The organism is Streptomyces sp. NPDC006265 (genome assembly GCF_040613555.1).
Classification (GTDB): domain Bacteria; phylum Actinomycetota; class Actinomycetes; order Streptomycetales; family Streptomycetaceae; genus Streptomyces.
This window is the reverse complement of record NZ_JBEXSH010000221.1, coordinates 1-11,132: the sequence shown is the minus strand read 5'-3', so window position 1 is coordinate 11,132 and position 11,132 is coordinate 1. Positions and strand designations below refer to the sequence as shown.

General features: G+C 69.8%; 9 protein-coding genes, 1 tRNA gene and 1 pseudogene. 6 read left to right on the top strand and 5 right to left on the bottom strand.

Annotation, left to right across the window (positions count from 1 at the left end):
* The 3 genes and pseudogenes from ABZ281_RS19375 to ABZ281_RS19365 form a co-directional block, all read left to right on the top strand.
* Positions 1 to 160: pseudogene (locus ABZ281_RS19375) on the top strand (SGNH/GDSL hydrolase family protein); the annotation flags it as partial.
* Between the two features lie 155 nt (positions 161 to 315).
* The gene (locus ABZ281_RS19370; protein WP_356657023.1) at positions 316 to 1,536 is read left to right on the top strand and encodes an acetyl-CoA C-acetyltransferase; all 1,221 of its coding nucleotides are present in this window, start codon (positions 316 to 318) and stop codon (positions 1,534 to 1,536) included.
* Between the two features lie 273 nt (positions 1,537 to 1,809).
* On the top strand, positions 1,810 to 2,592 hold the full coding sequence (locus ABZ281_RS19365) for a hypothetical protein (protein ID WP_356657021.1): 783 nt from the start codon (positions 1,810 to 1,812) through the stop codon (positions 2,590 to 2,592).
* Between the two features lie 13 nt (positions 2,593 to 2,605).
* Here the strand turns inward: ABZ281_RS19365 and ABZ281_RS19360 are convergent, their stop codons facing one another.
* The gene (locus tag ABZ281_RS19360; protein ID WP_356657019.1) at positions 2,606 to 2,911 is read right to left on the bottom strand and encodes a hypothetical protein; all 306 of its coding nucleotides are present in this window, start codon (positions 2,909 to 2,911) and stop codon (positions 2,606 to 2,608) included.
* Positions 2,912 to 3,012: 101 nt separating this feature from the next.
* Here ABZ281_RS19360 and ABZ281_RS19355 point away from each other — a divergent pair, with 101 nt between their 5' ends.
* A complete protein-coding gene (locus ABZ281_RS19355) occupies positions 3,013 to 3,243 on the top strand; it encodes a DUF4287 domain-containing protein (RefSeq protein ID WP_031102797.1) in 231 nt (76 codons plus the stop codon).
* Between the two features lie 73 nt (positions 3,244 to 3,316).
* Here the strand turns inward: ABZ281_RS19355 and ABZ281_RS19350 are convergent, their stop codons facing one another.
* The 3 genes from ABZ281_RS19350 to ABZ281_RS19340 all read right to left on the bottom strand — a co-directional run bounded on the left by ABZ281_RS19350 (position 3,317) and on the right by ABZ281_RS19340 (position 5,775).
* On the bottom strand, positions 3,317 to 4,225 hold the full coding sequence (locus ABZ281_RS19350) for a Bax inhibitor-1/YccA family protein (RefSeq protein ID WP_356657017.1): 909 nt from the start codon (positions 4,223 to 4,225) through the stop codon (positions 3,317 to 3,319).
* A gap of 156 nt (positions 4,226 to 4,381) precedes the next feature.
* Positions 4,382 to 5,557: a 4-hydroxybenzoate 3-monooxygenase gene (locus ABZ281_RS19345; RefSeq protein ID WP_356657015.1), complete on the bottom strand. Its 1,176-nt coding sequence runs from the start codon at positions 5,555 to 5,557 to the stop codon at positions 4,382 to 4,384.
* Positions 5,558 to 5,691: 134 nt separating this feature from the next.
* Positions 5,692 to 5,775: transfer RNA gene (locus ABZ281_RS19340), tRNA-Leu, on the bottom strand.
* A gap of 415 nt (positions 5,776 to 6,190) precedes the next feature.
* On the opposite strand from ABZ281_RS19340, the gene ABZ281_RS19335 reads away from it, so the two are divergent.
* Both ABZ281_RS19335 and ABZ281_RS19330 read left to right on the top strand, forming a co-directional pair.
* Complete coding sequence (locus ABZ281_RS19335; protein ID WP_356657013.1) at positions 6,191 to 6,961, top strand: ABC transporter ATP-binding protein; 771 nt, start codon at positions 6,191 to 6,193, stop codon at positions 6,959 to 6,961.
* 50 nt (positions 6,962 to 7,011) lie between these two features.
* The gene (locus tag ABZ281_RS19330) at positions 7,012 to 9,540 is read left to right on the top strand and encodes an FtsX-like permease family protein (RefSeq protein ID WP_356657011.1); all 2,529 of its coding nucleotides are present in this window, start codon (positions 7,012 to 7,014) and stop codon (positions 9,538 to 9,540) included.
* Positions 9,541 to 9,595: 55 nt separating this feature from the next.
* On the opposite strand, the gene ABZ281_RS19325 is transcribed toward ABZ281_RS19330, so the two are convergent.
* The gene (locus ABZ281_RS19325) at positions 9,596 to 10,888 is read right to left on the bottom strand and encodes a class I SAM-dependent methyltransferase (protein WP_356657009.1); all 1,293 of its coding nucleotides are present in this window, start codon (positions 10,886 to 10,888) and stop codon (positions 9,596 to 9,598) included.
* Positions 10,889 to 11,132: the final 244 nt, after the last annotated feature.

Sequence of the window (11,132 nt, the reverse complement as noted above, 5' to 3'; positions counted from 1 at the left end):
GCCGGTGGCGGGGGCGGGGGCGGAGGCCGCCTCGGTGGCGGGCCCGGTGGTCGCGGGGGCGAGGCCCAGGGGACCGCGCGGGCCGTGGGCCCTGCTGAAGCGCCGGCGGCGCCGGCGGGTACCCGAACAGGAACCGGCCCCCGCGACCCCTTCGAATTGAGGAGCGCCGCAGAACGAGTTCGGAGAGGAGGAAGGAAAGCAAGCGCTTGGAAACTGCGGCCAGGGTCACACCGCGACACCCGTGACCCAGCCGATACGTACGGGTAACTTCCCAGACAGCCCAAGCAGACCACCCGGTACGTCAATGGAGCCGTGATGCCCGAAGCCGTGATCGTCTCAGCCGCCCGCTCCCCCATCGGCCGCGCCGTCAAGGGCTCCCTCAAGGACCTCCGCCCGGACGACCTGACCGCCACGATCATCCAGGCCGCCCTGGCCAAGGTCCCCGAGCTGGACCCGAAGGACATCGACGACCTGATGCTCGGCTGCGGCCTGCCCGGCGGCGAGCAGGGCCACAACCTCGGCCGGATCGTCGCCGTGCAGATGGGCATGGACCACCTGCCGGGCTGCACCGTCACCCGGTACTGCTCCTCCTCCCTGCAGACCTCCCGCATGGCCCTGCACGCCATCAAGGCCGGCGAGGGAGACGTCTTCATCTCGGCGGGCGTGGAGACGGTCTCCCGCTACGCGAAGGGCAGCTCCGACGGCCTGCCCGACACGCACAACCCGCTCTTCGCCGACGCCGAGGCCCGGACCGTCGCCACCGCCCAGTCCGAGGGCTCGACCTGGCACGACCCGCGCGAGGACGGCCTGCTGCCCGACCCGTACATCGCGATGGGCCAAACCGCCGAGAACCTGGCCCGCGCCAAGGGCGTCACCCGCCAGGACATGGACGAGTTCGGCGTCCGCTCGCAGAACCTCGCCGAGGAAGCCATCAAGAACGGCTTCTGGGAGCGCGAGATCACCCCGGTGACGCTTGCCGACGGCACGGTCGTCTCCACGGACGACGGCCCCCGCGCCGGCGTCACCCTGGAGGGCGTGCAGGGCCTCAAGCCGGTCTTCCGCCCCGACGGCATGGTCACGGCCGCCAACTGCTGCCCGCTGAACGACGGCGCCGCGGCCCTCGTGATCATGTCCGACACCAAGGCCCGCGAGCTCGGCCTCACCCCGCTCGCCCGGATCGTGTCGACCGGCGTCTCCGGCCTCTCGCCCGAGATCATGGGCCTCGGCCCGGTGGAGGCGAGCAAGCAGGCCCTGCGGCGCGCCGGGCTGGGCATCGGCGACATCGACCTGGTCGAGATCAACGAGGCGTTCGCCGCCCAGGTGATCCCCTCCTACCGCGACCTGGGCATCCCGCTGGAGAAGCTGAACGTCAACGGCGGTGCCATCGCCGTCGGCCACCCGTTCGGCATGACCGGCGCCCGCATCACCACCACCCTCATCAACTCCCTCCAGTTCCACGACAAGCAGTTCGGTCTGGAGACGATGTGCGTCGGCGGCGGCCAGGGCATGGCCATGGTCATCGAACGCCTCAGCTGAGCGGCGCACCGTAGCCGCCATAGCACCCGCTGTGAGCCTTCGGCCCAGAACCCTGGAAACACCAGGGTTCTGGGCTGTTTTGTGATCCAATCTCCCCCAGGATGTGACCTATCTCCCTCCACTAGGGGAGAACCGCAGGTCACGACAGCCACGCCCCCTCCCCCGACACCGAAGCCCTGTCCGTTTCGTGACGTTACGCACTGACAGCTGGTTAGTCCGCCCTTCAAGCTGATGTAGGAAGTCGGGGGTCGACTTTGAACCGGGAGTACGTCAGTGAGCGCCATGCCGATCGCGTTGCTGGTCACCACGGCCGCCACGGGCGCCGTGGGCGTCGCCGTCCTGCGCACCGTCCTGCAGCTGCGCCGACAGGTAGCGGCCCTGCACACCGCGCTGGCCGAGAGCCGCGCAGTCACCACCCGTGCGCTGCTGCCCGCCGCCCGTACCGCTGCCGACACCGATGAGATACGTGCCGCCGTGGCGGCGGCGCTCGCCGAGGAGCGGGAGCGGGAGCTCGCCGAGGCGCGGGCGTTCTGGGCCGCCCAGGAGGCCCGTGACGCCGCCGACGGGCCCTCCCTGCTGGGCCTGCCCGAGGTCGATCCGTTCCTGCCCCGTCAGGCCGATTTCGCGGGTCTGGAGCCGGTGTCCGAGCCCGGCGCGGACGCCGAGGAGCCGGCCGGCGAGTCCCCGGAACTGGCCGCGGCCCGACGCCGCCACCCCTCGCACCCGGACTTCGTGCCGACGCAGTCGCCGGTCGTGAACGACCACGAGCGCACCGTCGCCACCCTGGAGGACCTGGCCTCCTCCCGCGTCGAGCTGACGGACGTCCGCCCCGGCCCGCTGGGCACCCTGGACGTCTACGTCTTCGCCGACGGCACGACCCTGTGCATGACGCCGGGCCACCGCGAGACGGCGGAGCATCTCTGCGCGGCCCTGCGCGCCGGCCGGACCCCGGTCCTGCTGGGCGGCTCCGGCATCTCGGGCGCCTACACCCTCACGTTCGAATGCGGCGAGGAGAACGTCTACATCCTGGCGGACCGGGTCATCGCGTCCCTGTAGGGAAGCGCCCCCACTAGACCCCCGCCCGCTTCTGCGCCTCCTCCACCAACGTCACGGCTTCGTCGACTTCGGCATCGCCGGGGGCCACGACCGCCAGATCGTTCCCGGCGACCGTGATCTGATCTGCCGCTGCAAACATCCCCGCATCCGGCATCTCCCGGGGCTCCACGCCCTCGAGAACCTGTGCCCTGCGGGCCAACTCCCGGGCCAGCCCGAGAGCCTCGGCGGCAGCTCCTCGCTGCAACCGGCTCTGGGGCGCGGCCCTCAATCGATCGGCGAAGTGCTCCACCGCACGGGTCAGAGGCGTCGTATCAACCACGCCGCGAGCGTACGCGTCCCAGCGGGACTGTTGCCAACGGGCGAACACTCAGGCACGGTGACCTGAAGGACCGGCTTACATCCCAGCGTCCGGAGGCGCCGATGTCCCAAGTCTTCTCCGAAGAGACCCACCGCAACATGCTCGCCCGCATCCCCCACTGCACCGGTCGTGAGATCTCCGACTGGTTGCGCACCGTCGAAGATGGCCCGGCGCTCTTCCGCTTCGAGGAAAAGGTCAGCTGGCTCCGGCACGAGCACAACCTCGCGTACGGCCACGCCAAAGCGATCATCCACGAGTACGACCTGAGGAGGGCCGCGCGCAAACTCCTCTAGGCGCGCACACCGTCCTCCCGACGACGAAGAGCCCCGGCCGAAGCCGGGGCCCTTCGCGCTACGACTGCCGGAACTAATCGCTGCTGTTGAGGATCGAGATGAGCCTCAGGAACTCCATGTAGATCCACACCAGCGTCAGCGTGAGGCCGAAGGCCGCGAGCCAGGCCTCCTCGCGCGGGGCACCGTAGGCGATGCCGTCCTCGACCTGCTTGAAGTCCAGGGCGAGGAAGCAGGCACCGAGGATGATGCCGATGACGCCGAAGACGATGCCGAGGGGACCGCTGCGGAAGCCGAGGCCGTCGCCGCCGCCGAACACCGCGAACAGCAGGTTCACGGTCATCAGCAGGATGAAGCCGAGCGCGGCAGCCATCACGAAGCCGTAGAAGCGTCGGTTGACGCGGATCCAGCCGGCCTTGTAGGCGATCAGCACACCGGTGAAGACCGCCATCGTGCCGATCACGGCCTGCATGGCCGCACCGTCGGCGATGCGGTTGTCGACGATGTTGGAGACGACGCCGAGGAAGACACCCTCGAACGCGGCGTAGGTCAGGATCAGCGCGGGCGAGGCCTTGCGCTTGAAGGACTGCACGAACGCCAGGACCATGCCGATCAGCGCGGCGCCGATACCGATGCCGTAACTACGGCTGACGTTGGCGTCGTCGATCGGCAGCAGGGCCCAGGAGAGCGCCGCGGTGAGGATGAGCACGCCGAGCGTGCTCGCCGTGCGCAGGACGACATCGTCGATGGTCATGCGGCCGGTGGTGGCCGGTGCCTGCGGCGGCGCGCCGTACTGCAGGTCCTGCTGGGCGTAAGGGTTCTGCGCGTACGGGTTCTGCGCGTACTGGTCGCCCGTCGGCTGCGCGTACGGGTTGCCCTGGGTGGCGACAGCGGGACCCCCGGCCTGCGGCGCGGTGTTGAAGCCCGCGTAGCCGTTGTCGCGGCTGAACCCCCGTCGCGAGAAGACCGGGTTTCTGCTCCTCATTTCACTCCTCCATGGCCAGACGTCGTGGCCTTGGCTCAAGAGTAATAGGTAGGCAAAGGAATGACCCTACTGCTTGGGGAGGATCTTTCCCTCGTCGTGCTGCGCAACACGCTACGCGGCTTCGTGATTCCCCTCACCGGAGGGGTCACTCCCGGCTCACCCGAACGGGAAGCCCGTATAGGCCTCCGCCAGGTCCGTCTCGGCCGCGCGGGAGGAGGCGATCCGCTCCAGCCGGGCGAGCTGGAGCCGGTCCTCGAAGGCCGTCGTGCCGGGTGCGGTGTGCAGAAGGGTCGTCATGTCGTAGGAGAACCGCTCGGCCTGCCAGACGCGGCGCAGGCAGGTCGCGGAGTAGGCGTCGAGCAGCTCCGGCGAACCGGTCTCCTGCCGGTGCGTCAGGGCCCGCGCGAAGGTCACGACGTCGCCGACGGCGAGGTTCAGACCCTTGGCCCCGGTCGGGGGGACGATGTGTGCCGCGTCACCGGCGAGGAAGAGGCGGCCATGACGCATGGGCTCGTGGACGTAGGAGCGCATGGGAGTGACCGACTTCTGGGTGACCGGGCCGCGTTCCAGGCGCCAGTCGTCGTCGGTCTCGAACCGGCGCTCCAGCTCGTCCCAGATCTCCTCGTCGCTCCACGTCCCGGCGTCGGTGCCGTCGGGCACCTGGAGGTAGAGGCGGGAGACGGACGGCGAGCGCATGGAGAGCAGGGCGAAACCGCGGTCGTGGCGGGCGTAGACGAGCTCGTCGTGCGAAGGCGGCACGTCGGCGAGGATGCCCAGCCAGCCGAAGGGGTACGTCCGTTCGAAGACTTGGGTCAGTTCTGCCGGGATCGCCTTGCGGGCCACGCCCCAGAAACCGTCGCAGCCGACGACGTAGGCGCACTCCAGGACGTCCTCGCGGCCCTCGTGCCGGAAGCGGATCCGCGGGGCGTCGGTGCCGGCGTCCTCCACGGCCAGCGCCTCCGCCTCGAAGAGCAGGGGCGCGCCGTCCCGGAGCTGGAGGGCGATGAGGTCCTTGCACACCTCGGTCTGGGCGTAGACCGTCACGGACCGGCCGCCGGTGAGGCCGGGGAAGTCCACGCGGTGGCGTCGGCGGTCGAAACGCAGTTCGATGCCGTCGTGGCGCAGCCCCTCGCGGTCCATGCGTTCCCCGGCGCCGGCCGCGCGCAGCACGTCCGCCGTGCCCTGTTCCAGGATCCCGGCGCGCTGGCGCCGTTCGACGTAGGAGCGGTCGCGGCTCTCCAGGACGACCGCGTCGATGCCCGCGCTGTGGAGCAGCCGGGCGAGGAGGAGGCCGGCGGGGCCCGCTCCGATGATGCCGACGGTGGTGCGCATCGGACGACCTCTTCTCATCCACGTTCGTCAGGTGAAATTCCTTTCACCATGTGCATGTGAGTCTCCGACGGCATGCGGCCGCTGTCAACGGGCGCGCCGTGAACTCTTCAATGGACCACGCAGGGATCGGAAGGTGCCCGGAGCCGGACTCGAACCGGCACGCCCGCGAAGGGGCAGCGAGGTTTAAGCTCGCCGTGTCTGCATTCCACCATCCGGGCAGGCCGTGGGCTCCGCATCGAGGTTCCGAGACTATCCGGACGGGTCCCCCGAACAGCGGCAGCATGGACCGATGTTGTCTTATTTTATTGACGTCTGAGGGTGCATCAGCACATGGAACTCGCCATCCGCACTTGCCAATAGCCTTCCGTGCGCCGGTCGGCCGCGCATGCGGAATGACGGAATTTCACCGCCCGAACGAGGGCACTCCACCTGTTCTCGACACCCGGACGCATCGCTTCCCGACACCGGGGCCCCTCAGGGGTGTTCGTCATCCCCAGGTATGACACCGCCCGCCCCGGTCAGACCCGAGACGGCCTTCGGAACCAGAACAACGGGTGACTACACGGTGCCGTGGGGCCCGGACGATGGAACACGTCCTTCCCGTACACCGCCGTCCGACAGGAGAGCCATCCCGTGACCACCGCTTCCCTCACCGACCGGGCCACCACCGCGGCCGCGCGCGCCACGGATCTCTCGAAGATCTACGGTCAGGGTGAGACCCAGGTGGTCGCCCTGGACCAGGTCTCCGTCGACTTCCGGCAGGCCGAGTTCACCGCGATCATGGGCCCCTCCGGTTCCGGCAAGTCCACCCTGATGCACTGCGTGGCCGGCCTCGACTCCTTCTCCTCCGGGTCGGTGCGCATCGGGGACACCGAACTCGGCTCGCTGAAGGACAAGCAGCTGACCAAGCTGCGCCGGGACAAGATCGGCTTCATCTTCCAGGCGTTCAACCTGCTGCCCACCCTGACCGCCCTGGAGAACATCACCCTCCCGATGGACATCGCGGGCCGCAAGCCGGACAAGCAGTGGCTGGACTCCGTCATCCGGATGGTCGGCCTGGCGGACCGGCTCGGCCACCGCCCGTCCCAGCTGTCCGGCGGTCAGCAGCAGCGCGTCGCCGTGGCCCGGGCGCTGGCCTCCCGGCCCGAGATCATCTTCGGGGACGAGCCCACCGGAAATCTCGACTCGCGCTCCGGCGCCGAGGTGCTGGGCTTCCTGCGCAACTCCGTGCGGGAGCTGGGCCAGACGGTGGTGATGGTGACGCACGACCCGGTGGCCGCGGCCTACGCGGACCGGGTGATCTTCCTGGCTGACGGCCGGATCGTCGACGAGATGTACGGGCCGACGGCCGACTCCGTGCTCGACCGCATGAAGGCGTTCGACGCCAAGGGCCGCACGAGCTGACGCCCCCTCACCGACTGCCCCGGCCCGAACCGACTGGACTGAGAAAACCCATGTTCCGTACCGCCTTGCGCAACGTGTTCGCGCACAAGGCCCGGCTCCTGATGACCGTACTCGCCGTGATGCTCGGCGTGGCCTTCGTGACGGGGACCCTGGTCTTCACCAACACCATCTCCGACGCCTACCAGAAGAGTTCGGCCAAGGGCTTCGACCAGGTGGACGTCGCCATGACGGCGGACTACGAGGAGTCCCGGGGCGACCGGGTCGGCAAACTCCACGAACTGAACCAGGCCGTGCTCGACAAGAGCGAGCGAGTGCCCGGGGCCGCGTCCGCCATCGGCGTGGTGAAGAACTTCACCGCCATCGCCGGCAAGGACGGCAAGCTGATCGGTGAGGGCTTCCAGTCGCAGGGCGGCAACTACTGGGGCACCAAGGACCCCCGTTACCCGCTCGTCAGCGGACACGCCCCCAAGGGCGAGGACGAGATCCTCATCGACTCCGCGACGGCGAAGCGCGCCGGCTACAAGGTCGGCGACACCGTGCGGATGTCCGTCGACGGGCCGGTCCTGACCCCGAGGATCACCGGCATCTTCACCACCGACGACGGCAACGTCGCGGCCGGCGGCAGCCTCACCCTGTTCGACACCGCGACCGCCCAGAAGCTGCTGGGCAAGCCGGGCGTGTACGACGAAATCGACGTCAAGGCGAAGCAGGGCGTCACCCAGACCGCGTTGAAGGCGGAGCTGGACAAGGCACTTCCCGAGGGCACCGTCTCCACCACCACCGGCAAGCAGCTCGCCGACGACCAGGCGGAGATGATCTCCCGGTCGATGAGCGGCATGCAGACGGCCCTGCTGGTCTTCGCCGGCATCGCCCTGTTCGTCGGCACGTTCATCATCGCCAACACCTTCACCATGCTGGTCGCCCAGCGCACCAAGGAGCTGGCGCTGATGCGGGCGGTCGGCGCCTCGCGCCGACAGGTGACGCGCTCGGTCCTGATCGAGGCGTTCGTGGTCGGCGCCGTCGCCGCCGTGACCGGACTCCTCGCGGGCATCGGCATCGGGGCCGGACTGCGCTCCCTGATGGGCACGTTCGACGCGACCGTGCCGGACGGGCCGCTGGTGATCAAGCCGACGACGATCGTCGCCGCGCTGGCGGTCGGCATCCTGGTGACCATGCTGGCGGCCTGGCTGCCGGGCCGCCGGGCCGCGAAGATCCCGCCGGTGGCGGCAATGAACAGCGTGCACGCCAAGGCCACGACCAAGTCGCTGGTGCTGCGCAACACGCTGGGCGCCCTGGTCTCATCCGCGGGCATCGCGGTGGTCCTCGTCGCCACGACCATGGACGGCTCGGACGGCCAGATGCCGATGGGCTTCGGCGCCGTGCTGCTGATCATCGGCGTGTTCATCCTGACCCCGCTGCTGTCCCGCCCGCTGATCGCCGCCGCCGCGCCGGTGCTGCGCGCCTTCGGCATCTCCGGCAAGCTGGCCCGGCAGAACTCGGTACGCAACCCGCGCCGTACGGCCGCCACCGCCTCCGCGCTGATGATCGGCCTGACCCTGATCACCGGCATGACGGTGATGGCGGGCAGTCTCCAGCACGCGATCGAGAAGATGGCCTCGGCGTCGATCAAGGCTGACTACGTGGTGTCCATGGCGAACGGCAACCCGCTGTCGCCGGACGTCGAGAAGAAGCTGAAGCAGGCCGGCGACGTCACCGCCACCAGCCCGATGCTCAACGCCGAAACCCGGATCGACGGCCAGAGCGAGTACGTGACCGGCGTGAACGGCGCGGCGATCCGCGACCTGGTCGGACCGGAGGTCGACGCGGGCACCTTCAAGGTCGGCGGCGGCGACGTGGTCGTGGACAGCGAGACCGCCAAGTCCTACGGCTGGAAGACCGGTTCAGCCTTCACCCTCGCCTACGAGGACGGCAAGAAGCAGAAGTTCACGGTCGCCGGGACCTACGAGAGCAACGACTTCCTGGGCGGCATCCTGCTCGACGAGAAGACCCTCGCCCCGCACGAGTCGGACCCGTACAACATGAAGGTCATGGTGAAGACCTCCGACGGCACGTCCGGCGCGGTGCAGGACAGGCTGGAGAAGGCCCTCGGCACCAACCCGGCCGTCAAGGTGCAGTCCAAGGACGACATCTCCAACGAGATCGCGCAGATGTTCACGCTGATGCTGAACATGGTCTACGGCCTGCTCGCCATGGCGGTGATCGTCGCGGTTCTGGGCGTCGTCAACACCCTGGCCATGTCGGTCTTCGAGCGCTCGCAGGAGATCGGGATGCTCCGCGCGATCGGCCTGGACCGCAAGGGCATCAAGCGGATGGTCCGCATCGAGTCCCTGGTGATCTCCCTGTTCGGCGCGGTGCTGGGCATCGGCCTGGGCGTGTTCTTCGGCTGGGCGGCCGGTGAGCTGCTGGCCTCGAAGATGGCGACGTACGAGCTGGTCCTGCCGTGGGCGCGGATGGGTGTCTTCCTGCTGCTGGCCGCGACGGTGGGCGTCCTCGCGGCGCTGTGGCCGGCCCGGCGTGCGGCGCGGCTGAACATGCTCGAGGCCATCAAGGCGGAGTAGCGGACGCGCGAAGGGCCCCTTGAACCCAAGCTGGGAGAGGGGCCCTTCGGCGTGGTCAGTTCCAGCTGCGGGCGCGCAGCGGCAGGTCCGACGTCCCGGACTCGGGAGTGCGCACGGCGAGGACCTGGTTGACGCCGATGCGGTTGCGTTCGAAGGCCAGCGCCGAGGCCGCCATGTACAGGCGCCAGACGCGGGCGCGGCCGGGGCCGGCCAGCTGGACGGCGCGCTGCCAGTCGGCCTCCAGGCGGTCGACCCACCGGCGCAGGGTGAGCGCGTAGTGCCAGCGGATCGCCTCGACGTCGCACACCTCGAACCCGGCGCGCTCCAGCTGGGCCACGGTGCTGCCGATCGGCTGGAGCTCACCGTCGGGGAAGACGTAGGAGTCGATGAAGGCGTCGACGCTGTACGTCGTCTCGTCCCGCTGCGGGCGGCGGGCGATCTGGTGGTTCAGGAGCCGCCCGCCGGGCTTGAGCAGGTCGTACAGGGCGGCGGCGTACTCCAGGTACTGCTCGGCGCCGACGTGTTCGGCCATGCCGATGGAGGAGATCGCGTCATAGGGCCCGTCGCGGACGTCGCGGTAGTCCTGGACGCGGATCTCGACTTTGTCGGTGAGGCCCTCGTCGGCGACGCGCTTGCGGGTGTAGGCGGCCTGCTCCTGGGAGAGCGTGACGCCGACGACGCGTACGCCGTGCTCGCGGGCCGCGTGGACGGCCATCGAGCCCCAGCCGCAGCCGACGTCGAGCAGGCGCAGGCCGGGCCTCAGGCCGAGCTTGCGGCAGACGAGTTCGAGCTTGTCCCGCTGGGCCTGTTCGAGGGTGCTGTCCGGGGCGGGCCAGTAGGCGCAGGAGTACACCATGGACGGGCCGAGGACGATCTCGTAGAAGTCGTTGCCGACGTCGTAGTGGTGGCTGATGGCGCGTCGGTCGGTGCGCTTGGTGTGCAGGTGGCGGCGGGGGCTGCGGGCCTCCTCGCGAGGCGGGGCGGGCGGCAGCGGGGGGCCGGCGAGCTTGACCAGTCCGCGGACTGCGGCGCGGACCTCGGGGTCGCGCAGGGCCTGGGCGAGCGTGCGGGCGTCCTCGCCGCGCTCCCAGATGAGACCGGCCAGCAGATCGAGGGTCGTGTAGAGGTCGCCCTCGATGTCGAGGTCGCCCGCCACCCAGGCGCGGGCCAGGCCCAGTTCGCCCGGCTTCCACAGCAGGCGGCGCAGCGCGCGGCGGTTGCGTACGACCAGGGTCGGCGCGCCCGGCGGGCCGGACCGCGAACCGTCCCAGGCGCGGATGCGCACCGGGAGCGGTGCTCCCAGCAACTGTGTGAAGAGGCCCTGCAGCCGCGGCGCGGCGTCTGCCATGGTGTACACCTCCGTGACGGGAATCCCGGAATGTCCGACACCACGTAAACACCTGCGGGGCTCCGGCGCAGTCCCCGGCACGCGTCATGACTGGGCAAAACCGCCCCTTCGCCCGCCCGGACGCGGCTCCCTGACGGGCCGGCGGACCTTGCGCCGGTGGGCCTGGCTGCGCCGGTGGGCCTGAACGCGCCGAAGGGCTCGTTCACGCCGAAGGGCCCCGGGTACGCCGAAGGGCCTCCCGCAC